Source organism: Adhaeribacter sp. (assembly GCF_057359045.1).
The window spans coordinates 13,960-38,037 of record NZ_JBMQUD010000133.1; the positions used below are offsets into that span (position 1 = coordinate 13,960).

Below are 24,078 nucleotides of genomic sequence, written 5' to 3' on the forward strand. Positions count from 1 at the left end.
CAATAATTTAAAAACTGTTTACAATGCTATTGCGCAACGAGCGCGGACTCCAGTAACCACTAGCTATTATACGTCTAATCGTAAACAATGGCTCGTTGGGGTCTCGTTTCGTAGAAAGTTGGAAAGCCGCCGTAAAGCCCCGCTTTTTCAGTTCCGGTATAACTTCCGGGCTCCAAAGCCCAAACGGATAAGCAAAATATTTAACCGGCTGGCCGGTTATGGCTTCGAGCTGCTTGGTGGGTTTATCTATCTGGGTTACCCAATCTTTGTCTTTTAGTTTTTTTACGTTTTGGTGGTCCCAGGTATGCGAGGCAATTACATGGCCGGCATCAGCCAGTTCTTTTACCTGCGCTTTGCTCATATAACGTGGCCGCCCCAACGATACCGTCATGATAAAAAACACACCTTTAAACCCATATTTCTGCATTTCGGGAGCCGCTACGGTGTACTGGTCCAGGTCGGTATCATCGAAGGTAAGCATAATAGGCTTGGGCGGCAAAGGCGCACCCGTGGTTAAATAAGCATAAAGCTGATCCGGCAGAATGGTTTGGTAACCGCTATCGGCGAGCATTTTCATTTGCGCCCGAAAATTATCTTCCGGCACAATGTAATCTTTGGCTCGTTTAGAATCGCGGCTGGTCCAGTTCCGGATTTGGTGGTAGCACAGAATAGGTACTTGCTTGCGGGCCAGAATGGTAGCCGCATCGGCTATTTTGGTTTCGGGAGCGGCGGTTGTTGCGCCGTTATTTGCTAATTCCGGAGTTGCCGTTTCGTTTTCCGTTGCTGGCTTTTCTACCGCATCAGCGGTATTCGCCGTTGTTTGAACTACTTCCCTATTCTCGGTCCGCCGCACTGCCTCCGAACAGCTAAAAGATAAAAAAATCAGAAAAGAAATAAATAAAAAGCAGGATTTGTAAAGCCAGGTGGAGTAAACAGTACGCGTCATTAATTCTGAAAAATTCGGGGTGGTTAAAGTAATTTCAAGGTGATGAACGGATGGAACACTTTTATAAAGTAAATATTATTTAGGATGACTTACCATTATTTCGATTAGGAATTTGTTAAAATAATCAATGGTTAGAAAAACGAGCCGCGGCTAGAAAGCGCGTAGTGGCTTTTAGGTGTGGTTGGGAGTAGTGATTTTCTTTTATTTACTTAAAATCCTCAATATCATTTAATTCTTGGACTCCATTCTTATTTGAAGTTAAATAAACTACCAGAGCAATAATTAGAATTATAAAATTGGGGATTAATAAATAAAATATAAAAATAAGTTCTGCATCAAATAAAGTACGAAATAGTGCAAGGCAACCTACAACTATAAAAGCTAAGTAATAAACAAAAGCCCAGGTTACTTTTTTTAAAGCTTTCTTTGGGTTGAAACATTATTGAAAAATGTTGTTAAGGTTATTACTCCCGGTATTAGAGCTATTAGTCCTAATATTACAAGTGCTTCTCCTAAACCTTTAACACGTTTTTCTTATTTCTTTTTCAAAAGCATTTAGCTGCTTTGTAATGGCGTCTTTATTCTTTGAAGCTATTATAAAAGCGGGGAGCCTTGCTACCATTGATGAAAGCCCTACTGCTTCCCTTTTTCTAATTGTTGAATTTATGTATTCTTTTAAATAAATTAAGTGCTCAAGGTTGTAAATCCAGAGAAGTCCGTTTTTGACCTCTTTTTGGAAAAACAGGTCCAAACCGAAGAAAGGGTCCGTCGGAGTTTCTCCTCTATACCTGTACCAATTTATTTCATATTCCCTTTCTTGCTTGCACACAGGGCATTTCGCAAATCCAGTTTTGTATGGGGCCTGGGTTTTCCCGAATTCTTTTTGGAGGACAGAGCCACAATGCCCGCAAGCCCTTCCTTTATAGTCGAATCCGACATAACCCACATAGAAGCCAAACCATTCTTCCTCACTTGGGGATGTGTGTCCACAATCTAAGCAATTGAACTTTGCGCATTTACTTCTTTCATAAAAATATCTTTCCTTGGCAGTAGTTACTCTTCCTTTTCCGCTACAATTTGGGCATCTGACAAACACTTCGTAACTGAAGTGGTCCAAAGGGAAGTAAGCTTTGTCAAAGATGTTCATTGATATTCTTTAAATGTGTGCTAACGGATTTGGCTAAAGCACGCCTTGGTGTGATTTAGCTTGGGTTAGGCTATGTGGTTTTTACTTCTTCAAAAGGTGTTTCTTTGCTACCCGATTTATAAATATAAAGCATATTTGTTTTCCTATCGCGGTTAAAATAAGTAACCCAATTATACTTCTTCTCCACTACAAAGAAGTCTGTTCCAGTCAGGGTAGCTAAATCTGAAATCACGAAAGGCTTACAGTCATAAACCATGAGCTTTGAAGTTGGCTCCTGCCCCAATGGAAGAACTATCCAGTAATTCTGGCTTTTGTTGAGCTTTTCTATAAACTCCTGCACTCCGTTAAGAGATGGTTCTATAACTAACTCTTTGTTTTTTATTCTGTCAGCCCAATTACAAAAGGAGTAACTGTCGTTTTCCTTTAGCACAAATCTGTTCTCAATGTTCTTTAGGATTACAGACCAGTCAGAAAAAGGCACTCTGAAATCAGAGGATGAGTACTTCTTCTTTAATAAGTCAATCTTTTCTTCCCAGAACATTTCATGATTTCTATAAAGCCTAACGGGCCGTGGCTAAAAAGTGCTTTAGTGCTTTTTAGGCGTTGTTATGCTAAGTTCTTGCTTTTTTATCTTCTATTTTCTCAACATCCCATCCATCATAGACTTCAACCTCGCAATATTCTGCTAATTCATTAAATGCTAAATTTCTCCTATGGAGTTTTTCTGGAGTCAGTGTGTCCAATTTACTTGCTTTTAATACCCATACATTATCTTCTGCTAAATCAATAGCTTCTAAAACATAATCTTTCTCCTCTAATTCTGAGAAGACATTTTGTAACTTTTCTTTATCTGAATCCACAAAATAGAAGTTCCATTTAAGTTGTGAATTTGTATCCCAACCATCTTTATCCATTTTATTAAAGGTTTCTATTAAGTTGTTCAAGTCTGAGTTCATGTTTTATGTTTTAGAATTAAGCATAACTAGCAGATAAACGGAATTACTCCAGCACTTCCAAGGTATTTAGTTCGGGGCCGCCGCCCTGGTTAGCCGAGCCTGCGGCGGTATATACTTTATTTTTGTAAACCACGGCGCCGGTACCGTGCCGGCCGGTTTGCAGAGGAGCCAAGGTGCTCCAGGTTTGGGTGCGCACATCAAAGGCTTCGGTTTGGTTATGGGCTAACTTCTGCGGGCTTTCGCCGCCAATAATTAATATTTTGCTGCCTAAAGCCACCGCCGAGTTACCCGCCCGTTGGGTAGGAATATTTTGGGCAGCCGGTAAAGTACGCCAGCTATTGGTCTTAAAATCAAAAATATCTACTTCGGGTACGGTCAGGTCCAGCACTTTGCCAATGCGGGCCGTAGACAAGCGGCCACCGGCTACCACCATTTTTCCCTCGGCTACCGCCACCGATACGTGATCGCGGGCGCGGGGTGCGGCGGGTAATTGGCGCCATTTATTTGTAGCAGGGTCGTACTCATCAAACCAGGTTACGTGGCCGTCGTAGTGCCCATCGGTAATGCCGCAAACCAGGTAAATTTTATTTTTGTAAACGGTGGCCCCGGCCGCACCGCGTTGCCGTTCCACCGGAATATCGGCGCCAGCCCGCCACTTGTTTTGCTGCGGGTTAAAAATGTAAATGCGCGGAATCGGCTTTTCGTGCGGGTAACCGCCGGTAAGTGCTCCCAGCACGTAGATTTCGTCTTTAAAAGTAACCGCCTGAAAGTGGTGCATTTCCAGCGGAGCATCAGCCATTTTCTCCCAGGTTTGCTTTTTCAAGTCAAAAGCTTCTACGTGTAATTTATTGCGGCCGCCCAGCAGAAACAATTTATCACCAACCTGGGCAAAAGCGTTTTCGTGGCGCGGTACCGGTTCGTTGGTGCCGGTAATTTTACGCCATTGCAGGTTATCTTTAAAAATAAAGCCGAAAAACAAAACACTTAAAAGCAAACCAGCAAAGACAAAACGTTTCTTCATGTTTTAAACTCCCTAAAGGGTTAAATACTTAATCTAAAATAATTCCTTTAAATAAAAAGTTAATATAAGCGCTATTGCACCGGACAGTGCTCGCCTTTACAACCCTAAAACCTGCTTTAATTTAGCGTAGCCCGAGCGGCTTACCGGTACTTTGGCACCGTTCTTTAAAATAGCTACGTGCGAGTCTTTTTCGTAAGGCTCGATGCGGGTAATCTGGCTTATTTGCAGCATATAGGAACGGTGCACGCGGGCAAATTTTTTAGGGTCGAGGCTGTTCTCGAAAAAGCTCATGGTTTTGCTTTTCAGGAAAGCGCCGTCGGGGGTATGCACTTTTATGTAATCGTCGTCGGCTTCAAGGTACAAAATATCGGGTTCCGGAATTATCCGGATCTTGGTACCAATTTTTACCACAATACGGTCCTGGCGATCCGGAGCGGCGGTAACCGTTTGGAGCAAGGCCTGGGTATTTTTTACGGCTTCGGCCTGGTCTTTTTGCTGCTGCCACTTTTCTACGGCTTTGTTAAACCGTTCCTGGCTAAAAGGCTTCAGGAGGTAATCTACGGCGTGGGCATCAAAGGCTTTAATGGCAAACTCATCAAAAGCAGTGGTAAAAATAACGGCCGGCGGCTGGTCCAGGAGTTCCAGCATTTCAAAACCGTTTATCTTGGGCATTTGCACATCCAGAAATATTAAATCGGGCTGGTGCTGTGTAACGGCTTTTAAACCTTCAAAGCCGTCGTTGCATTCCTGCACAATTTCTATCTGCGGAAAAGCCGCTAAATATTCCCGCACGAGCAAACGGGCCAGGGGTTCATCATCAATTAAAATGGCTTTCATACCAGTTGGGGAATTTTTACGAGCGTGGTAAATATAGTCTTATCGGCGTGGGTTTGCAACAAATCGGTGCGGGCAAACAAGAGATACAAACGCCGCTGCACACCGCTTAGGCCAAAGCCCGTGCCCCGCCGGGGATTGGCTGTTTGGGCATCAAACGGGTTTTGTACGGTTATTTCCAGCATGCCCGTTTCGCAGCGCGCGCCAATTTTAATGGTTACGCCATCGGTAGTATCGTAAAGGCCAAATTTTATGGCATTCTCTACAAGGGGCTGCAGCAACATGGGTGGTAATTGCATGCTGCCGCATTCTGCTTCGGCATCTATTTGGGTGGTAAGCCGGTGGCCAAACCGCACTTTTTCAATTTCTAAATACAAGGCCAGGTGCTGGAGTTCTTCGGCCAAAGTTACCCACTGGTGTTCTTCGCGCTTTAGCGTACCCCGCAAAAAATCGGAAAGCTGGAGCACCATGCGGCGGGCTTCCTGGGGCCGGCTGCCAATTAAGGCGTTTACCGAGTTAAGGCTGTTAAACAAAAAATGCGGTTGCAGTTGTTGCCGTAGTTTAAATAACTCGGCTTCGCGGGCCAGTTTTTCGGCATCGGACTGGCGTTGTAAACTAAGTTTTTGCTCTTGCTGGCTGTACCACAACACACTAAGCATTACCATCCAGCCAATGGTTAAAAAGCCAATACCAAACCGCACCGGCAAAGATTTGGTCAGGAATTGCTGGTAAGCCTCGTCGTCGCCGGCTACTACCAGCGGCAAAGACCATTGCAGCAGCAGCAGCCAGGCCATGGTAAGCGCCAGGCACCAAACGCCAAAATACAGCAAGCGGGCCTGGCCGGGCCGGTAATATTGTAAATTGGTACTGATAAACAAACAAGCGGTAGCCAGCAACGTATTGCTAACCAGGCTATCAAGGGTAGCCGTTTCGGTGCTAAGGCCAAACCAGTAAAGCACACCCGTGTGCAAAACGGCCCAAATCAGCCACCCCCCTATAAACAGCAGGCGAAATCTGTTAACCGTAAAAGGAGAAAGAACCAAGGCTATTATTTATTAAAGCTTTATTTAAATAACCATTTGTAAACCGGTTAGTACGCAGCGCGGGTTTATTAATAGCTTCTAATATCGATGCCGCCCATAAAAGACGTACCTTTTATAATTAAAACTTTATCGGGGTTAATGGTACCCGCCTGCAGAAAGCGTTTGTCTTCTACCCCGCCAAATACAGCAGCCACTTCCGATACCACATCCCAGTGGGGGGGTACAATAATCCGGGTGCCGCCCATTACCTGGGTTACATCCAGCACTACCCGCCCCTGTATATCGGCCTGCGTCAGGTTAATTTCGGCTCCGCCCAAAAAGGTCACGATTTCGCCGCCCTGAAAATTTTTAGAAATGATGTTTTTTTTTACACCGCCAAAAACCGAAGTTGAACTTAAAAAATCGCTGGAGTTGGCATTGGGGTTATAGCCCGGCACAGGATTTTGGGTAAATTCGTTTTTGGTGTAATCATAAGTAGGCGCATTGGCAGTAAACGGAGCGTTGGGATCGGCAGGGTTTTCGGGAAACGCCTGTTCCGTACTATTCGGGAAAGGATCGCGGCGCGGGCGCCCGCAGCTAAACTTATGACTGCGGTTCCGGCCCAATATCATGTACAAGCCAAAAATAATAAACAAAACAGGCCAGATAAACTGCCCTACGTGCAGCGACGGATAAAACTTCTGGGCCATAAACAATACCCCCAGGGTTACCAGGATAAACCAGGCCGGGTTGCGAAACTGGTGTTTAGCCCCAACAAAAAAGCCAACCATGATTAAGATCATGGGCCAACTAAAAAGCCAGTTGGGGAAGAAAAAAACATCTAGCCGGTGCAGTAAAAGCACGGCACCCACTGTAACTAATAGCATACCGGCCAATACTTTTCCTGAACTGTTCCGGCTTGGTGACGAAGGGTTACGCATATATTTTAATTTTTTATTCAAATTTACGCCGGTAACATACAGGCGGCAATTGGCATTAGGCCGCAGACCCGGTTATTCCGGTAAACAGCGGAATTATACCTGTGAATGACACCGGCCCGAATGTTAACTTTAGCTTTATAACGCATTTTAGCTTTAGCGCTCCCGGCAACAGGTAAGATATAATTATTTAGCAGCTAACTTAAACGAAATATAACTGAAAATTAAATCTTCGGCCGCAGGCATAAAAATATTCTGTGGCAGGGGCCTTTGCATACGGGATTAATAAACCAATCGGGTATAAGATCTATAAATATAGCCCGAATATTATTGAATAAAAGTAAATTAAATAACCAATTTATAAGCAGCCCCCAATTGGGCCTACAGGCCATAAACGTACATGTTGGCTGGCCTAAGCTGATTATTCCGTTCGCTGGTGCAGACAAACCGGACAAGTATATTTTTAAAAAACAGCGGGGGAAATAAATGGCGCGGTTTGCATTAAGGAAGTGCCACGTTGGTGTTTACAAAAGCAAGTTGCTGTTCCAGTACATCTTTCTTTAACCGGAAACAACGCTCGGCAGTAACGCTTACGTAAATATTCAGGACTTCGCTCAAATCAATCAAAGCCTGATTATTAAAGGCTGTGCCGTCGAAATAAAGTATATCCTGGGCAAGGAAATTTTCGAGCTGAACTTTTTGCCTGGCATTGTAAAAAGGCTGGTATGCCGGAGCCGCTAATATTTGGGTTAAACGTTCTTTTAAGCCTTTTTCGTAAATTTTAATTTCTTCGATAATGGTGTGTACCCGTTCTACAGTCAGGCTGTTGGTAAAAATAACACTAAGCTCTTCTATAATTTTGTTGTAGCGTGCCAGGTCGGTATCGGTTTCTTTTATTACGGCAAATAATTTGGTGTAAGCCTGCGTAATTTCATGGCCTTTGCCCTGCTCCTGCGCTTTGTGGTAAAAAAACCGGAAAACTGCTTTATCTAACGCTACTAATTGTGCCTCCAGTTGGTTTAACTCCTTTGCCAGGGTTTGGGCTACCGTGCCGGCAGCAGCTTGTTCATACTTTTGTCCGTCAAAATCAAAGGTTTTGGCCCTGGTCTCGCCGTTTACAATCCGGTTAATGGCGGCAATATCGGTTTTTACCCCAGCAATGCGGGCGGGTAAACTGGCCTGGGTTTCCGGTAGTAGCGCCTCCAGGGTTAAGGCAACAGGCTCGTCGGTTTCGGTAGCTACAGTTAAAGGCACAAATTCGGTCAGGCGCCGGTTATCGTAAAAGCCTTTGTAAATCTTGTTAAAACTATTATCGTCAATTTCCTGGGTCAGCTTGTTTTTAAAACTTTCGTCGTCGAGCAATACCGGGTTTTCGGCAAATTCTACTTGGGCAAATAAGGTTTGGGTTAAACGCTCTTGCCATAAAGCGGCATCCCGGAACAAAGACCACGCAGGTTCGTGCAAGGTTTCGGTTTTTAAGTTGATGGCCTGCAGATGGGCTTCGCGATCCTGGGTGCTGGGGTGCGATGCCCACTGATTTTTTACCACAATGCGGCTCTGGTTAAAAAAAGACATACTTTGGGCAGTAACCTGGGGCAAACCAAAAGCCACCGGAATATTGTTATCGGCCGCAAAATGGTGCATTAATACCAGGTGGTGCCGGTAAACATTGGCGGGCTTTAAATTATCGGGCAGCCAGCTATCGTATAAATTAAGTAAATGATTATAGCAAACGGCGGCTACTTCTACGCGGCGCAAAGCCGTAACCAGGTGGTCGGAGCCAGTAACGTAAGCAGCTACCGCATCGGCATGAAACTCCATTTGCTGCGACAAACGCAGGTAACTGCGGTTTACCAGGGCATAAACTTTTTGCAGCACCCACTGGATTCCCTGAATAATTTTAATGGTGAGGTTAGCAAATATTGAGAAATATCCACTGGCATTGGCCCATCGTTCGAGGGTTTGGTTATAAGTATCGTTGTCGTACAACAGGTTGTAAATTACCTGGTTTACGTTGTATACGTAGCTACCCAGTTTCATGCTGCGTTGCGAAAAATGCCCGAACTCGTGGGCCAGTACCGCTTTAAACTCGCTTATATTTAGGGTATTTACCAGACCTAAACCAATTTGCAGGTTTTTCTTTACCGGTAAAAACATGCTCCAGAAACTCGAATTATAAAACACCGAGGCATTTACGTCTTCGGACAAGAATATTTTTTTAGGGAAGGGCGCCTGCGTTTCCTGGGTAATCCGCCGGATAAAAGAAAACAGTTCGGGTTGTTCGGCTTCGGTAATTTCAGTTAAATGGCCTTGATTTTTCTGGCTGCGTTTAAAAACAAACTTAAGTAAAAAGAAAATAACCATCAGGCCTAATCCGCCTAATCCCAGCCCAATCATTAAAGTAAAAAATTTAGGCAAAGCTACTACCAACATAAAACCACCGTAAGCACAAAGCGCCGCCAAAGCCACAGCCGCCGTAAGCAAAACCAGGTAGGTAACCAGAAAAAAAATAATGGCCCCGGTAACTTTAAACACTTCTTTTTTAAAGGCAACCGAAGGCTGAATAACTTTTTCATTCAGGCCCGCGGGCATGGGCGGATAGATAAAATCGCGCATCTTTATTTACTTTACTAAATAGCAAAAAGTGTTGGCGGGCTTGCTGGCAAATACAACCTGGGCAGCAACCAATCCTTCTTTTATGAAGATTTATTTGAAGATCGAAATTACGAAATTAAATTTAATATATAAAAAATTATATATTTATTTTTTGTATATTTCAGCACTGTGCCTTAATTAGTTATATATCAACAACCATAATTATTACTTATAAATGATTTTGCTATTTTTATTACCTAACTGATTTAAGGTGTAACTTTAGCATTACCCTTTTAACCTAGCCGACGCCTTATTTAATAACCCGGGCTTGGTGCTTGCCGGGTTATATTTTAGATTTTGTTAAGCCTTTTTTTAAGAAAAATTAGCAGCAGTGGGATTAATATTGTAAAAACTTTTTTTTCCGGCTGGGGATAAGTAAATTAATAGTTGTATAAACAACATTTAACTACCGGTACTCATCTGTTGCAGTAAGGTGGGGTATGCCGGTGCTTTTATTTTTACTACGGCCGTTGTGCAATTCACGTCGGTTTTTTAACAACTGGCTGCTTCCGGTTTTTTCGGGAAGTAATTTGTAGCCAAATTCGTATCAGATAAGAACTAAAGAAAATTACGATGGAACAATCTTTACTCTTTAACCCTTTATACCGGCGTTTATTTTTACTGATATTTACCTGTTGTTGCCTGCCGTATACCACCGGAGCTGCTCCGGACCCGGTAATACCCGATACCGACTCCGTATGTTTGCAAAGAGGTACAACCCGCATAATACACGATAACACCAGCTCTTCTACTTCATTGTCGTACAACGGAAAAATTATTTTTACCGACGACGAACGCGATATTAAAAGCATTAGCCCGGGCGGTTTCTTTAAATACAGCAAAACTACTTTTGGCAATTGCCGCGAAATACAGATTACCAGTGCCGCCGACGGCAGTTTAACCCGTAGGTATTATGTGGGCCGAAGCCAACAGTCTTATGAGCCGGAAGGCCGCAAATGGCTGCACGAAATGCTGCCGGGTATTATTGCCACCACCGGTATTGGGGCCGAAGACCGGGTACAGCGCATTTACGCCAAAACGGGAGTAAACGGTGTGCTAAACCAAATTGCCAAAATAGATAGCGACCACGTGCAATCTATTTATTTTAATTATTTGGTGTTGCAGCCAAATTTAAAAGAGAACGAGATGCGCCTGGTACTGGTTCAGATAAACAAACACCTGGAATCTGATTACGAAAAAGGAAAATTATTGCGCCAGGTAGCCCCGCAATTTATCCAGAACGATAAAATTATGCCAGATTACCTGCACACCGTGGCGGGCATGTCGTCGGATTATGAAAAGAGCAAAGTTTTGTCGCGGGTGTTACAACTGGGCAAGCTTAAAGCCAATAATTTTTCGCAGGTGTTAAACATGGTTGCTTCTATCTCATCGAGCTACGAGCAAGCCAAAATTTTAAGACAAGTGGTGGTAAACCCGGCCCTGCCCGAACAAAACTACAAAGAGCTGATAGCCCATACGGCAGCGGTTGCATCGGATTACGAAAAAACAAAAATATTGGCCACCATTATAGCTAATCCCAAATATTTAGACCGGAATTTTGACGAAATTTTAAAGGCCATTCGCACCATCGATTCTGATTTTGAGAAAAGCCGGGCCCTGGCTAACCTGGTTACCAAGCACAAATTAAGCACCGACGATTATTTATTGGTTTTTCCGGTAATAGCCGATATTAATTCGAGCCATGAAAAAAGTAAAACTTTACAAAAACTAAAAACTACCATGCCCACCAACAACGACCAGGTAAAAGCCGCCTACGCCAAAACAGCCCGCACCATTAGTTCTGATTTTGAATACCGCCAGGTAATGAATGGCTTAGATTAAAACAGGGTTCGCGTTTTGGGCAATTGGTTGTGCGGCCCCAAACGCAAAGCAAACATATTATCCGCAAAAAATACGCTATGCGCTTTTACCCCCGGATTTTCTATTCTTTAATTGCCAGCACCGTAGCCGGTGCTTTGCTTTTTTTGTATTTATTATATTCGGTAAACGGCAACACGCTTTTAACCGGCAGCACCGGCAAACACTTTTTATTTGGCTTATTCTTAGCCAATGCACTGGGTTTAAGTTTTAATTTTTCTAGCCGGTTCCTGAATAAAAAAGCCCCCTGGTACCTGGCTACGGCCGTGCGTTTTGCCCTAGAATTAGCAGCACTGGGCTTGGTCTCCCTAATAATTTGCTATGTTTTTTTACGTTTGTATTTAAACTGGCACGGCATTACTACCGGTAATTTTATTCAGCAATACCACGACCCTTTTATTAAATTTATTATCCTGGCCGTAGTGGTTATATTTATTTACACCATTGTAGATTTTACTTTATATTCTTACAACCAGTACGCAGCCATCCAGATAGAAGAAGTAAAAATTGCCAGCACCCAACTGGCCCTCCAGTTCGAAGTGCTTAAAACCCAGCTCAGCCCACATTATTTATTTAATAGCCTGAATACAATTTCGTCGTTAATTTATACCAACCCGGAACAAGCCGAGCAATTTATCCGGAAGCTGGCGCAAACGTACCAATACATACTGGCCAACCAAAATTTACCGCTGGTGCGCCTCGCCGACGAACTTAATTTTATAAAAGCTTATTTCTTTTTGCTCAAAAGCCGGTTCGATACGGCCGTGCAATTAAGCATAGAGTTGCCGCGCCGGGTGTTAAGCAGTAAAATTCCGCCGCTTACGCTGCAATTGCTCCTCGAAAATGCGGTTAAACACAATGCCCCTTCCGAAGAATCGCCGTTGCACATCCGCATTTTTCTTTCCGATAGAAATTTATTAATTATCAGTAATAATATTCTGGAAAACAGCTTTAAGGCCAGTTCTTTTAAGGTAGGTTTAGCCAATATTCAGCAACGGTACCAATATTTTGCCAAAGCTAATATCCAGGTCCGGCGAACCGACGAGTTTAGAGTAGAACTGCCTTTATTGTATGCCGCATAAAGTTATGGTCGGATTTAACCACAACCCTTTTTTTCGGTTATTTTTTCCGCCCGTTTACGGGTTGCTGGTGTACGTACTGGTGCTGCTTATTTTTGACAGCATTCAGCAGGTAGAGCAAAATTTTTTCAGCGAAGAAGCCCTTTTGTGCGTTGGCCTCACGTACATTTTGTCTGAGAGTTTAAGATTGGTTTTAATGGGCATTAACCGGCTCTTTCCGGAATTTAAAAGCGCCCAGCGCCGCATATTTATTTACCTGTCTGCTAACCTTTGCTGCTCGCTGCTGGTTATTACGGCGGGCGTTTCAGCGTATTTTATTTTGGTTTTGGGTTACTCTTCTTTCCAGACCGAGCTGCTGACCCTGAACAGTATTTTTTTGGTTTCTACGGTACTGTATACGCTGGTTTATTTTGGCATTTATTACCTCTACCACTTTAACCAGCGCCGGCTGCAGCAGGAAAAAAACATGCGCGAAAAAATGGAGTTTCAGGTTAATTCTTTAAAAAACGATGTTAATCCGCAGTTACTCTATGCCAGCCTCGAAACTTTAATCCAGGTATTGCACCACGACCCCGACGAAGCCGATGCATTTATTCATGATTTATCTAAAATATACCGCTACGCCCTAGAGAACAAGAAGCGCGATATGGTACCCGTTGCCTGCGAAATAGAAGCCGCCCAAAACCTGGTAGTTCTTTACAACTACATGCACCAGGGCCGCATTCAGTTGCACCTAACGCCCCCTCCGGATAGTTCCACCCGGCACATGTTGCTGCCCGGCACCCTGCAAAAACTGGCCGAGTACGCCATTAACCGCTCGCTTATTACCGAACACACCCCACTGCAATTATTTGTACGGTTAGGCGCGCAGCAAACTTTATCTTTCCGCTACGAATTGCACGAACGGTTACTTATATCGGGTCTTAATCCTAATCCTTTACCGGAACTTACCCGCGCTTACAGCTTTTACACTGACCGCACCCTGGACTGTACCGAAGAAGACAATGTAGTAATGGTACGTATTCCTTTGCTAACCGTGGGCACCCCTGCCCCTACTCCCGTTGGCCCCGAGAATTAAAATACGCCGGATAGCAACCACTAAACTTAAAAAACTAAAAATAACCTAAGCCAACTGGCTGGTAAGGCCAAATAGTAACTGTTGCAAAGCGGTTACTTACCAGGGCAGGTTTTATGGCTTTAACGGCTTAGCGGTTCACCCCTGTTTTTCGGGGATTTAACCAGCTTTTTCGGTCATTCAGCACTAAATATTAGATTATAATCTACCAGGAACTACCTTACGCCTGTATTAAATGCTTTTTGCAGATAACAATAAATAACCCACGCCCAATTTCCCCACTTATGCGCGTACTTATTATTGAAGACGAAAAACCGGCAGCCGAAAAACTGGAGCGCCATATTAAAAAATATGATGCCACCATTGAGGTAGCCGACCGGATTAGCACCGTAGAAAAAGCCGTGGATTGGCTAAGCAATACCCGCAACCAGGTAGATTTAATTTTTATGGATGTGCAGCTAACCGATGGCCTGAGTTTTGATATTTTTAAGAAAACCGTAGTAGAAAAACCGGTAATATTTACCACCGCTTTTAACGAGTATGCCATTGAAGCTTTTAAAGGCAACGGCATCGATTATTTACTCAAGCCCATTACGTACGAAGCGGTAGCCGGCAGCATGCAAAAGCTAAACACCCTCCGCAAAAATTTAGGTACGCCCAACCCGGCCGCGCAGTTGTTGCAGTTAGAGCAAGCCCTGGGCATGCTGCACAAGAAAAATTATAAAAACCGGTTTATGGTACGTACCGGCGAGCACATCCACTCTATTCCGGCGCAGGAAATAATACTGTTTTATGCCGAAGACCGCAATGTATTTTTACTCGCCGATAAACGCCTGAAATATATTATTGATTATAAAATGGAAGAGCTCGATGATGCCCTGGATCCGGCTTTGTTCTTCCGGGTTAACCGCACGTTTATTATCAACATCAACGCCATCCGCGATGTAATTGTGTACTCCAACAGCCGCTTGCTCATCCGGCCTAAAACCGATTTCGATAAAGAAATAGTGGTAAGCCGGGAGCGGGTGCAGGAATTTAAAGACTGGTTTAACGGCGCTTAGTCCATTATCTGGCATTCAGAAAAAAAAGAATTATAATTATGTATTTACGGCCAGCGCTGCTCCTAAGCTTAATTATGTTGTTCTCTTTGCCGGGCCATGCGCAAATTACAAGCAATCAAAAGCAAATGATTATTGCGGATGTTTTTAAAATCATCCATACGCAATATGTTTTTCCGGAAGTGGCCAAAAGCATGGAGAAAAGCATATTAACCCATTTCCGCCAGGGCAAATACGATACCATTACGCAGGGCCACGAATTTGCTTTTCAGCTAACGCAGGATTTGCAAAAAGTATCAAACGACCAGCATTTAAAAGTAAACTATTACCCGCAAGAAATACCGGCTCTCCAGCAACCAGAGCATAATCCGGAAGAAGATGTTTGGCTGAATAATTTGTTAAAGGAAAACAACTTTGGCATTAAAGAAAAGAAAGTACTTCCGGGGAATATAGGCTATTTAAATATTCCTATGTTTGGCCCGCTTGATAAATGTGCTGATACTTTAATAGCGGCTATGCGCACCGTAGAAAATACCGATGCCTTAATTATTGATTTAAGAAGTTGCCGGGGCAGTTTAGATGAAAATACCATTCCGTTTTTGTGTAGTTATTTTTTTAAAGAGCCTGTGCACCTGTTCGATATTTATAACCGGCCAACCCAGGCAACAAAGCAATACTGGATCCACGCGTGGGTACCCGGCAAGCGTTACGCTACCCAACCCATCTATATTTTAACCAGTGGCCGCACATTTTCTGGCGGAGAAGAAATAGCGTATGATTTAAAACAACTAAAAAGAGCCCTGCTGATAGGCGAAACAACGCGCGGTGGGGCAAACCCGGCTGAGTTAGTAGTCGCTAATTCCCATTACAAAGTTTCCGTTCCGAGCAGCCGTTCCATTAACCCAATTACCCAAACCAACTGGGAGAAAGTGGGGGTTACGCCCGATATGCCCGTAAAATCGAATATAGCTCTTTATACAGCCCATCTTACCGCCTTAAAGCAACTATTGGCAACTACCTCCAGCCAAACACAAAAAACCGTATTAGCCCAACAGGTTAAAACCTTAGAAGCGAATAAGCCCCGGTTTAAATCAGTTATTTTTCAGTTAGACGGATTTGAGCAGGCAAAAGAAATAGCGGTGGCCGGCTCCTTTAACTCCTGGGCCAGAAAAGATTTACTTTTGAAAAAAGAAGGAAGTAAATGGGTGGGCCAGGCAGAAGTAGCGCCTGGCCCAATAAGTTATATGTTTATTGTAGATGGTAAATGGATTAATGACCCCAAAAATAGCCAAACCATAAAAGAAGGAGATAAGGAAAACTCCTTTCTGGTAATTGAATAAAATAATTATTACTTACTACAACCTACCTTCCTGGCTCTCCATTGCTTTAGATAAAATAATTATTATAAGCCGGGAGCGCGTACAGGAATTTAAAGATTGGTTTAACAGCACTTAGTTAAGCAACTGCCGCAGTAAATGCCGTACGTTTTCTGGTTTGGGCAGGTGGTATTTAGCTACCGACCGGGTATTGCCTACTTTAATGGTGTAGGCACACGTAGGCATAGCTTTAAAAGTATCTTCGTCGGTGCGGTCGTCGCCGATGGCCAGCACAAACTGGCTGGGATACTCCTGTAACCACCGCGCGGCCGCAATGCCTTTATTTACTTCAATATTTTTAAGCTCTACAATTTTATCGCCTTCCATTACGTGCAAATTACGGTTAGCAATCAGGTAGTTTAAATGACTGCTGAGTTCACCGGCCCGGGTGCTGCCCAAAATGGGGTCTACTTTGCGGTAATGCCATACCAGCGCGTAATCTTTTTCTTCGAGCAAAGAGCCCGGTGTGCGGCTCACGTACGTATCCAGCACCGGCCTGATGTCTTCTTTCCAGCTATTATCAAGGTGCTGAATCATTTCCCAGTCTGCTTCGTGTTTTCTTAGCCAAACGCCGTGTTCGGCAATCATATCCAGCGGCAAATTTCCCAGCCATTGGCCCAGTGTGTTGTGGTCGCGGCCACTAATAATAACTACCCGGTTGCGCTCGTCGTTAGATAAATCTTGTAGCAAACGAAGCAGTTCTTCGTCGGGTTTGGTTTTATCGGGTTCGCGGGTAAAGGACATTAAGGTACCATCATAATCCAGGAATATTAGCCGCTGGGTAGCCTGCTGGTAATCGTTTACTAATTTTTGGGTACTATCGTCTTTCAGCAAAGCCGTTTTAAGTGCATTTTGCTTTTCTTTGGTGTAGGTGAGTCTATCCATAAATATTTTTACCCAATGATGAATATTGTACTTCTGTACGGTGGCCTGCATGGTAGCAATGGCGGCCTGCTGTTCGGCTTCCGGCATGGCCAGGGCCTGGTGCAGGGCATTTACCATCTGGTTTACATCGTTCGGGTTAATGAGAATGGCTTCGGATAATTCTTTTGCCGCACCGGCCATTTCGCTTAGAATCAGTACGCCGGTGCCATCGGTACGACTGGCAATATATTCTTTGCACACCAGGTTCATGCCATCGCGCATAGGTGTAACCAGGGCCACGTTGGCCAACCGGTAAAAAGCCGACAACTCCTCGAACGGATAGGCATGGTAATAATATTGCACCGGCGCCCAGCTAAGGGTGCGGTACAAGCCGTTTATGCGGCCTACCAGTTCGTCTACTTCTACTTTCAGGGCTTTGTATTCTTCTACCTGGTCGCGCGAAGGCACCACAATCATAATTAAGGTTACCTGCTCGTGAAACTCGGGGTATTGTTTCAGGAATAATTCCCAGGCGCGTAGCCTTTGGGGTATACCTTTGGAGTAATCAAGGCGGTCGATGGAAAGAACAATTTTGCGGTGCCGCAGGGCATCCTGAAACGAAGCAGCTATTTCGGCCACTTTACCTGAATGGGCAGTTTGGGCATACCGGTCGTAATCAATGCCCATCGGGAAAGCATCAACCATAACGCTGCGGTTGCCCGTTTCTATTACGCCCTGCGAAGCCGGTAAACCCGTAATATGAATAACTGAACTCACAAAATGCCGCACATCGTCGTAGGTATGGAATCCCAGCAAATCGGCACCCAGCATGCCCTCTAACAAGGCTTTGCGCCAGGGCAACATGCGAAACACCTCGTAACTGGGAAAAGGAATATGCTGAAAAAAGCCAATGGTTATCTCGGGCAGGTGCTGCCGCACCATAGAAGGCAAAAGCAGCAATTGGTAATCATGTATCCAGATAGTATCATCGGGGCCGGCGCTTTTAACAATCTGTTCGCAAAATTTTTGGTTAACGCGGTAATAGGCTTCCCAGTAACTGGCTTCGTAAACCGCAAACTGCGAAAAATAATGGAAAGTGGGCCAAATGGTTTCGTTGCTGAAACCTTCGTAATATTCTTTTATTTCGTCTTCGGTTAAAAAAACCGGCTGCATACTTTCTTTCTCCAGCTCCGCAATGGCCGTTTGCCTGTCGGTTTCTTCTTCCAGGATCAGGCCCGGCCAGCCTATCCAAACGTTACCATCATCTTTGTAAACCGACCCTAAACCGGTGGCCAGGCCGCCCTCGCTGGGTTCAAACGTTAAGCCATTTTCATTCTTTTTAATTTTAACCGGTAATCTATTAGATACAATTATTTTTCTTGCCATAATAACTAACTCCAGTAAGCAGTACTTTAATTTAGCTGCTTAGGTTCGATATTTACCCGAATTGGCCGGTTGAGCGGGTGTAATAAAAAAACCAGAAACCAGGAAAATATTTATTACCCAGCAGCAAAGTTCTCTTACAGCGTTTAATAAGTTTAAAAAAGAAAAATATTCCGTTACGGCCAGGCCGCCGGATGTAATTTATATTTAAAGTTAAATTTATTCTTTAAACCAACTGCCATACATAATATAGTTAGCGGCGGTTTTAGCCAGATTGGCTATTTGTTCGGGGCTAAGCGCTTTTACTTTTTTGGCCGGGATACCGGCATAAATATACCCCGCTTCGCAAATGGTATTTTCCAGAACAATGGCGCCGGCGGCTACAATACAATTGGGGTGTACTACGGCATTATCCATAACAATAGCGCCCATGCCCACCAATACGTTATCATGAATGGTGCAGCCGTGCACAATGGCGTTATGCCCCACCGATACGTTGTTGCCGATAACTGTAGCGGCTTTCTGGTACGTGCAATGAATTACAGCACCATCCTGAATATTGGTTTTGTTTCCAATGGTAATGCGGTTTACATCGCCCCGGATAACGGCATTAAACCAAACGGTACACTGGTCGCCCAGCACCACCTCGCCCACAATAGTAGCATTTGGAGCCAGAAAACAGTCCTGGCCTATTTGCGGATGTACGTCTTTAACGGGTAAAATCAGGGCCATAGTTAGTGGTTAGGGATTAGTTGTTAGTTGTTTATGATTAATTAAAAAGTCTAACATTTGCTTTACTATAAAATCAAAGAATATTGAACATACGTTTAGATTTACCTGGTTTGTTAAGCCTCGTTTTATCTTTTTAATATTAACAGCCATTTAAATTAGAATAGGCCATACGTCAATACACCCCAAATTAACCACTAACCTCTAATTACCAATCCCTAACTAAACATCCGCTTCCAGGTGCCTTTGTATAAATTGTATTTGAGGGTACTAGGTAAGGCTTTCCAGAAATATTTATTTATTTCTACGGCAAAGCTGGGCTGCATGTAGCAATTAATGGTGCAGCCCTCGCAGGCGGGCAAACGGCCTTCCAGGGCAATTTGCTTTTTCACTTCTGCAGAATGGTACAACTCGTACAAATTTCCGTTTATCGGGTATTTTTTTTCGCCCAAATGGTAACACGGCAACACCAATTCGTTTTCCGGCGAAATAACCAGCGTGGTACTGGCGGCTTTACAAACCGGGTCGGTAATATGGTTGCCCCCGTTTTGCCGCAAGGCCACAAAAGCCTCGTTCAGGTACACTTGCTTTTGTTTGCCAAATGCCGATAAATATTGCAGTTGGCTGGCGGTAAGCCCGGAGCCGGTATCTACGTTGTTGTACTCAAAAGCCGGATTTATCAGCAGCATAAGCTTATTGGGCAAAACAATTTGCTCGTAAACAGCAGCCAACTGGTCAATATTTTCGCTAAAAACGGTAAACAAAATATCGGGGCGTTCGCCTAGCTTCTTTGCCAGAGCAATCGATTCCAGCACAAAATCGTAGCAGGCTACGCCCCGGCCGGTATCGTGTTTTTCTTTATCGGCGGCATCTAACGAGAAATGCAGCATATCCACCTTGCCTTTGAGGCGTTCGGCGTATTTGGGGTACAGTAAACAATTGGTAGTAAGGGTAGTAATAAAACCCAGATCGTGGGCCAGGCCCAGAAACTGATCCAGTTGCTGGTGCAGGAGCGGTTCGCCGCCGGTAAAATCAATTACCTGTACGCCCAGCTTTTTCAGGTCGCGCAGGTTTTGCGCTACATCGGCTAGTTTTATATACGGCGAAGGTTTCTCCCAGATATCGCAAAACGAACACCGGGCATTGCACCGGTAGGTTACATAATAATTGCACAACACCGGATGAGAAACTAAACGCACTTTTCTGGTCGGTTGGTTAATACCGGCAAGTTACGGCTTAATTACATAATATCCCGCATGCCATTAACCCAAATCGGTTTAACGACACCAGCCAGAACCCGCAGCGGCTAGCCTTTTTTTCTTAAAACCAATACGTAATCGTTTTCGCCGGCAGGTGGCGTTATGGTTAGCAAACCATTTTGCGCAGCTACCTGGCCTTTGGCGGTTTGGTTGGTAACCGGGTTAAACCACTGGGCCTGGTACGTACTGTTATTGGGGTTATAAAGCTTTATGGGGTTGTTTTTGGGCAAATAAACCACAATAGTTTTGCCATCGGGTGTGCCGGCTACCGAAACAAAATCGGCAGGCTGCTTATCGCCGGGTTGCGCTACCAATAATTCGGGGGTAGGTTTTAAGCTCCACCACGCCAGGGTACGCATAAAATTGGCCAGGTAACCCGTTTGCCGGCTGCCCGGTAGCTTAATACCCGCATGCCACCTACTGGCATTTTCGCCTTTACTGCCGTGGTTTAAAATAAATTCGCCTTCGCGCAACCAGGGCCAAACCCCGTTCGCCCCGTACGTAATACCGGCGGCGGGGGCATTTAACACACTCCAGTAGCCGGCATTCCGCACATCGGCAGCCGTTACATTGGGATTAATTTCTTCGTATACCGGCTCCATATTAATCAGGGGTCGGGGCGGCAATTTGCTCCACAAGGCCGCCACGGGGCCTTTATTTATAAAATTTAAAGTTCTGGGCTGATTGTTATGCCCCGATTGGTAACCAATAATATCGAGCCAGTTTTCACGGGCATAGGCTTCGCCGATCCAGGAGCCGCCGCCGGGGTGTAAGGCCACCAAGCCCGGGTGTTCTTCGGTAAAAACGGCACGGCCAATATTTTTCCAGCGTTGCTCGTTTTCTTCGGTGTATTTGCCGTCGCCGCCCAAAATCCAGATTACCTGGTTGCCGCCGTAACGGGCTACCATGTAGCGGGCCAGCAAAATGGCTTCTTCTTCGGGCAAATAATACCCCGGACTCAGCTCCCGGCCCTGCACCGTACCCAAAGCCCATAAAAGTACCGGGGCCGCTACCAGGCCGTGAGCGTTTATTTTATCTATTTTACCGTCCAGGTGTTTAAAAAATGCAGGGTTTAATTTTATCTGGCCGCTGCCTTCAAAGGCCACCTGGCCCAAACTGTTTTTATCGCAGCCGCGCCACTGCGTGGTTACAAATTGAATTACGCTATACCCCGTACTTGCCCGGTCGGTCAGGTAGGTTTCCCATTCCTCTTCGGTAGATTTTAAAGTGCCGTTCCAGGCAGTACAACCCGCCCAAAAGAACGGCGTACCGTCGGCGTGTGCCAGGTGGTACGTACCAGGTGGGTGCATAATGGCGCCTCGTTGGTAAATAGCTAGCTTACTATTCTGACTGGTACAGGTAAAATTACCTTTTACCTCGTGCAAACCGGTATTCTGTGTATCCGAGCAAACCGATTCCCAGGTCCAGGCCCCTGTTTCGTCGGGAGCAAAGCGTACTTTCCAGTTGCGTTCGCCATCCCAGTAACCATTAATATTTTTAACCCGGCCCGTAGGCGAGGTAAATTTTACGCTAAACTTTTTTACCCCATACAAAGGGTTTGCATAGTCTTTGGTACTGGTAAATGCATGTTCAAAACGCATCCAGCGGCCCACCTGGGCAACTGTATAACCGGGCCATAGCAGCAAAGCACAGAAAAAAAATAAAAGCAGAATTTGGTTGCGGCAAATAATCATAAGGTGGTGGTAATTAATAAATCCGGTAGGTGAACAGACGTAACTAAGCAGGTTAAAATAAACGAGATAATTTTAAATTTCCACGAATAGCGGCAAAATTTAAAAATTAACCGTCTTGTCCTCGGGTCATTTGCCGGCTAATAAAAAATCTAACCCGGTTCCGTTTACCCTAATAGGTCTCCGGAGAAAATTTAAAAAATATTAACCGGGTGCGTTTAAAAGGAACAATGAGGCGGACCTGACTAAGTAAACAGGTAATTGCCGGTATTGCACACGGGCAGTTTTAAACAAAGCCGACGCAAAAAACAACTTAAAACTTTAAGCAAAATTCTTCTACCAAAGAGACTTGCTACTCCCGCCAAGAATATGTATCTAGCAAAAAGAACCTATAGAGGCTTTCCTTACTTCCGGATACAACTAAAACTATCACGGCTTTAAAGATGGAACAAACCAACAGGTTAACCGGGTGGCACTTATGGCGGCCCCCACAAGAATGCAAAACAGAAAAATAACCGATATGAAAGACCCACAATTTAACCGGCGTAAATTTCTTAAAAACTCCGTTGCTACAGCGGCTGGGCTGGCCGTGCTCCCCACCTTTGCTCCCGCAGCTTTGGCCAACCCGGTTGTATTACCGGCAGCGCCCCTGGCCAGTCCGGCTATTATTACCAAACCGGCCGCTGCGCGCATTAAGTTTGCGGCCATTGGGTTAAACCACGGGCATATATACGGGCAGGTAGAAGCCGTAATCCGGGGCGGCGGCGAACTGGTTAGTTTTTACGCGAAAGAAGCCGATTTAGCGGCGGCTTTTGCCAAACGGTACCCCCAAGCCAAGCAGGCCCGCAGCGAAAAAGAAATTCTCGACGACAAAGCCATTCAGTTGGTGGTAAGCGCCGGTATTCCGGACGAGCGCGCCCCCCTGGGTATTCGGGTGATGCGCAGCGGCAAAGATTACATGGCCGATAAGCCCGGTATTACCACGTTGCAGCAACTGGCCGACGTGCGGAAAGCCCAGAAAGAAACCAAACGCATTTACTCCATTATGTACAGCGAGCGGCTCGAAAACAAGGCTACCGTAAAAGCCGGCGAACTGGTTAAAGCCGGGGCCATTGGCAAAGTAATCCAAACCATTGGTTTGGGACCACACCGCATGAACCCCAAAACCCGCCCCGAGTGGTTTTTCCAGAAAAAACACTACGGCGGTATTATTTGCGACATTGCTTCGCACCAGTTCGACCAGTTTTTGTTTTTTACCAATTCTACCAAAGCCGATATTGTAGCCTCGCAGGTAGGTAACGTTAACCACCCGCAGTACCCCGAACTTGAAGATTTTGGCGATGCCATGCTGCGCGGCAACGGTGGCACCGGTTACATTCGGGTAGACTGGTTTACCCCCGATGGCCTGAAAACCTGGGGCGATGGCCGGTTGACCGTTTTGGGTACCGAAGGCTTTATGGAACTGCGCAAAAATATTGATATTGGCGGCCGGCCGGGTGGCAACCACCTGTTCCTGACCGATGCGAAAGAAACCCGCTACATTGATTGCAGCCAGGTAAATTTGCCGTACGGCGAGCAATTGGTAAACGATGTGCTCAATCGCACCGAAACGGCTATGTCGCAGGAGCACTGCTTTTTGGCAACGGAGCTGGCTTTGAAAGCGCAGGCGCAGGCGCAAAAGCTTACTTTAAAGAGTTAAAATATTTCTTGTAACTAATTTATCTATAGGTTATAGGTTATGGCTGGCTGGTTCTTACTACTGTGGCGGAATCTTGATTAGAATTTATTCCCGCAGATAGTTATCTAATTTTTAGATTGCCGGAGATTGATGCTTTTTAATTTCCGGCAATTTTATTTTAATGCGGTTTCTGATGTTTGTCTTCTGAAAGATTCCATCTTTCAATGTTTTGGTACTAAAGTTTCGCTAAAGCCTAAGTTTGCTCCCGGCCGCGGGGCCCCGTCGGTGGGTTCAGACTCCCTAATCTTCCTTTCCTCCTTCGTCGGAATGCTAAAGCACCGGAATCTTAGAAGAGAATCTTCCAGAAGGTCTTCACTCCACCGACTGCTGTAATTACCTCTTAGTTACCGCTGTTCTAATTTAACTCAATAATTTAAGCAAGCATATTTCACAGCATTGAACGTCCCCCTTCGGAGGGGGTAGGGGGAG

20 protein-coding genes are annotated in these 24,078 nt (G+C 44.9%); 7 read left to right on the top strand and 13 right to left on the bottom strand.

Annotated elements, in window-relative coordinates; genetic code table 11:
• Positions 1-7: 7 nt before the first annotated feature.
• The 9 genes from ACO1R6_RS21325 to ACO1R6_RS21365 form a co-directional block, all read right to left on the bottom strand.
• A complete protein-coding gene (locus tag ACO1R6_RS21325; RefSeq protein WP_486267139.1) occupies positions 8-946 on the bottom strand; it encodes a polysaccharide deacetylase family protein in 939 nt (312 codons plus the stop codon).
• 520 nt (positions 947-1,466) lie between these two features.
• Positions 1,467-2,093 (bottom strand): hypothetical protein, encoded by a 627-nt coding sequence (locus ACO1R6_RS21330; protein WP_486267140.1) that lies wholly within the window; start codon positions 2,091-2,093, stop codon positions 1,467-1,469.
• 70 nt (positions 2,094-2,163) lie between these two features.
• Complete coding sequence (locus ACO1R6_RS21335; RefSeq protein WP_486267141.1) at positions 2,164-2,634, bottom strand: DUF6756 family protein; 471 nt, start codon at positions 2,632-2,634, stop codon at positions 2,164-2,166.
• Positions 2,635-2,704: 70 nt separating this feature from the next.
• On the bottom strand, positions 2,705-3,049 hold the full coding sequence (locus ACO1R6_RS21340; RefSeq protein ID WP_486267142.1) for a ribonuclease E inhibitor RraB: 345 nt from the start codon (positions 3,047-3,049) through the stop codon (positions 2,705-2,707).
• Between the two features lie 43 nt (positions 3,050-3,092).
• Positions 3,093-4,070, bottom strand: coding sequence for a Kelch repeat-containing protein (locus ACO1R6_RS21345; protein ID WP_486267143.1), 978 nt, complete (start codon positions 4,068-4,070; stop codon positions 3,093-3,095).
• 96 nt (positions 4,071-4,166) lie between these two features.
• Positions 4,167-4,907: a LytR/AlgR family response regulator transcription factor gene (locus ACO1R6_RS21350; RefSeq protein WP_486267144.1), complete on the bottom strand. Its 741-nt coding sequence runs from the start codon at positions 4,905-4,907 to the stop codon at positions 4,167-4,169.
• The gene (locus tag ACO1R6_RS21355) at positions 4,904-5,863 is read right to left on the bottom strand and encodes a sensor histidine kinase (protein WP_486267145.1); all 960 of its coding nucleotides are present in this window, start codon (positions 5,861-5,863) and stop codon (positions 4,904-4,906) included. The genes ACO1R6_RS21350 and ACO1R6_RS21355 overlap by 4 nt, the downstream gene beginning before the upstream one ends.
• A gap of 152 nt (positions 5,864-6,015) precedes the next feature.
• Positions 6,016-6,813, bottom strand: a complete 798-nt coding sequence (locus ACO1R6_RS21360; protein WP_486267146.1) for a LiaF transmembrane domain-containing protein — start codon at positions 6,811-6,813, stop codon at positions 6,016-6,018.
• 552 nt (positions 6,814-7,365) lie between these two features.
• On the bottom strand, positions 7,366-9,480 hold the full coding sequence (locus ACO1R6_RS21365) for a M48 family metalloprotease (RefSeq protein ID WP_486267147.1): 2,115 nt from the start codon (positions 9,478-9,480) through the stop codon (positions 7,366-7,368).
• Between the two features lie 612 nt (positions 9,481-10,092).
• Here ACO1R6_RS21365 and ACO1R6_RS21370 point away from each other — a divergent pair.
• The 6 genes from ACO1R6_RS21370 to ACO1R6_RS21395 all read left to right on the top strand — a co-directional run bounded on the left by ACO1R6_RS21370 (position 10,093) and on the right by ACO1R6_RS21395 (position 16,064).
• Positions 10,093-11,361: a hypothetical protein gene (locus ACO1R6_RS21370; protein WP_486267148.1), complete on the top strand. Its 1,269-nt coding sequence runs from the start codon at positions 10,093-10,095 to the stop codon at positions 11,359-11,361.
• Between the two features lie 77 nt (positions 11,362-11,438).
• Positions 11,439-12,479: a sensor histidine kinase gene (locus tag ACO1R6_RS21375; RefSeq protein WP_486267149.1), complete on the top strand. Its 1,041-nt coding sequence runs from the start codon at positions 11,439-11,441 to the stop codon at positions 12,477-12,479.
• Positions 12,469-13,554, top strand: coding sequence for a histidine kinase (locus ACO1R6_RS21380; protein ID WP_486267150.1), 1,086 nt, complete (start codon positions 12,469-12,471; stop codon positions 13,552-13,554). The genes ACO1R6_RS21375 and ACO1R6_RS21380 overlap by 11 nt, the downstream gene beginning before the upstream one ends.
• 281 nt (positions 13,555-13,835) lie before the next feature.
• Positions 13,836-14,612 (top strand): LytR/AlgR family response regulator transcription factor, encoded by a 777-nt coding sequence (locus ACO1R6_RS21385; RefSeq protein WP_486267151.1) that lies wholly within the window; start codon positions 13,836-13,838, stop codon positions 14,610-14,612.
• 38 nt (positions 14,613-14,650) lie between these two features.
• The gene (locus tag ACO1R6_RS21390) at positions 14,651-15,949 is read left to right on the top strand and encodes a S41 family peptidase (protein WP_486267152.1); all 1,299 of its coding nucleotides are present in this window, start codon (positions 14,651-14,653) and stop codon (positions 15,947-15,949) included.
• Complete coding sequence (locus tag ACO1R6_RS21395; RefSeq protein ID WP_486267153.1) at positions 15,942-16,064, top strand: hypothetical protein; 123 nt, start codon at positions 15,942-15,944, stop codon at positions 16,062-16,064. Before ACO1R6_RS21390 ends, ACO1R6_RS21395 begins: the two co-directional genes overlap by 8 nt.
• Here ACO1R6_RS21395 and ACO1R6_RS21400 read toward each other — a convergent pair.
• The 4 genes from ACO1R6_RS21400 to ACO1R6_RS21415 form a co-directional block, all read right to left on the bottom strand.
• Positions 16,061-18,235 carry a bifunctional alpha,alpha-trehalose-phosphate synthase (UDP-forming)/trehalose-phosphatase gene (locus tag ACO1R6_RS21400; RefSeq protein ID WP_486267154.1) on the bottom strand — a complete coding sequence of 725 codons (2,175 nt, stop codon included), beginning with the start codon at positions 18,233-18,235 and terminating at the stop codon, positions 16,061-16,063. The two genes, ACO1R6_RS21395 and ACO1R6_RS21400, sit on opposite strands and share 4 nt — an antisense overlap.
• A gap of 216 nt (positions 18,236-18,451) precedes the next feature.
• Entirely contained in the window at positions 18,452-18,964 is a 513-nt protein-coding gene (locus tag ACO1R6_RS21405) for a gamma carbonic anhydrase family protein (RefSeq protein WP_486267155.1), read from the bottom strand.
• 215 nt (positions 18,965-19,179) lie between these two features.
• Entirely contained in the window at positions 19,180-20,160 is a 981-nt protein-coding gene (locus tag ACO1R6_RS21410; RefSeq protein ID WP_486267156.1) for a radical SAM protein, read from the bottom strand.
• A gap of 107 nt (positions 20,161-20,267) precedes the next feature.
• Entirely contained in the window at positions 20,268-21,914 is a 1,647-nt protein-coding gene (locus ACO1R6_RS21415) for a glycoside hydrolase family 140 protein (protein ID WP_486267157.1), read from the bottom strand.
• A gap of 517 nt (positions 21,915-22,431) precedes the next feature.
• Between ACO1R6_RS21415 and ACO1R6_RS21420 the strand changes: the two genes are divergently transcribed.
• Positions 22,432-23,610, top strand: a complete 1,179-nt coding sequence (locus tag ACO1R6_RS21420; RefSeq protein ID WP_486267158.1) for a Gfo/Idh/MocA family protein — start codon at positions 22,432-22,434, stop codon at positions 23,608-23,610.
• The last annotated feature ends 468 nt before the right edge of the window (positions 23,611-24,078 follow it).

What these genes read in the sequence shown, in the direction of transcription:
- ACO1R6_RS21325 (WP_486267139.1), bottom strand. Translation starts at nt 946, where the DNA reads ATGACGCGTACTGTTTACTCCACCTGGCTTTACAAATCCTGCTTTTTA.
- ACO1R6_RS21330 (WP_486267140.1), bottom strand. Translation starts at nt 2,093, where the DNA reads ATGAACATCTTTGACAAAGCTTACTTCCCTTTGGACCACTTCAGTTAC.
- ACO1R6_RS21335 (WP_486267141.1), bottom strand. Translation starts at nt 2,634, where the DNA reads ATGTTCTGGGAAGAAAAGATTGACTTATTAAAGAAGAAGTACTCATCC.
- ACO1R6_RS21340 (WP_486267142.1), bottom strand. Translation starts at nt 3,049, where the DNA reads ATGAACTCAGACTTGAACAACTTAATAGAAACCTTTAATAAAATGGAT.
- ACO1R6_RS21345 (WP_486267143.1), bottom strand. Translation starts at nt 4,070, where the DNA reads ATGAAGAAACGTTTTGTCTTTGCTGGTTTGCTTTTAAGTGTTTTGTTT.
- ACO1R6_RS21350 (WP_486267144.1), bottom strand. Translation starts at nt 4,907, where the DNA reads ATGAAAGCCATTTTAATTGATGATGAACCCCTGGCCCGTTTGCTCGTG.
- ACO1R6_RS21360 (WP_486267146.1), bottom strand. Translation starts at nt 6,813, where the DNA reads ATGCTATTAGTTACAGTGGGTGCCGTGCTTTTACTGCACCGGCTAGAT.
- ACO1R6_RS21365 (WP_486267147.1), bottom strand. Translation starts at nt 9,480, where the DNA reads ATGCGCGATTTTATCTATCCGCCCATGCCCGCGGGCCTGAATGAAAAA.
- ACO1R6_RS21370 (WP_486267148.1), top strand. Translation starts at nt 10,093, where the DNA reads ATGGAACAATCTTTACTCTTTAACCCTTTATACCGGCGTTTATTTTTA.
- ACO1R6_RS21375 (WP_486267149.1), top strand. Translation starts at nt 11,439, where the DNA reads ATGCGCTTTTACCCCCGGATTTTCTATTCTTTAATTGCCAGCACCGTA.
- ACO1R6_RS21380 (WP_486267150.1), top strand. Translation starts at nt 12,469, where the DNA reads ATGCCGCATAAAGTTATGGTCGGATTTAACCACAACCCTTTTTTTCGG.
- ACO1R6_RS21385 (WP_486267151.1), top strand. Translation starts at nt 13,836, where the DNA reads ATGCGCGTACTTATTATTGAAGACGAAAAACCGGCAGCCGAAAAACTG.
- ACO1R6_RS21390 (WP_486267152.1), top strand. Translation starts at nt 14,651, where the DNA reads ATGTATTTACGGCCAGCGCTGCTCCTAAGCTTAATTATGTTGTTCTCT.
- ACO1R6_RS21400 (WP_486267154.1), bottom strand. Translation starts at nt 18,235, where the DNA reads ATGGCAAGAAAAATAATTGTATCTAATAGATTACCGGTTAAAATTAAA.
- ACO1R6_RS21405 (WP_486267155.1), bottom strand. Translation starts at nt 18,964, where the DNA reads ATGGCCCTGATTTTACCCGTTAAAGACGTACATCCGCAAATAGGCCAG.
- ACO1R6_RS21415 (WP_486267157.1), bottom strand. Translation starts at nt 21,914, where the DNA reads ATGATTATTTGCCGCAACCAAATTCTGCTTTTATTTTTTTTCTGTGCT.
- ACO1R6_RS21420 (WP_486267158.1), top strand. Translation starts at nt 22,432, where the DNA reads ATGAAAGACCCACAATTTAACCGGCGTAAATTTCTTAAAAACTCCGTT.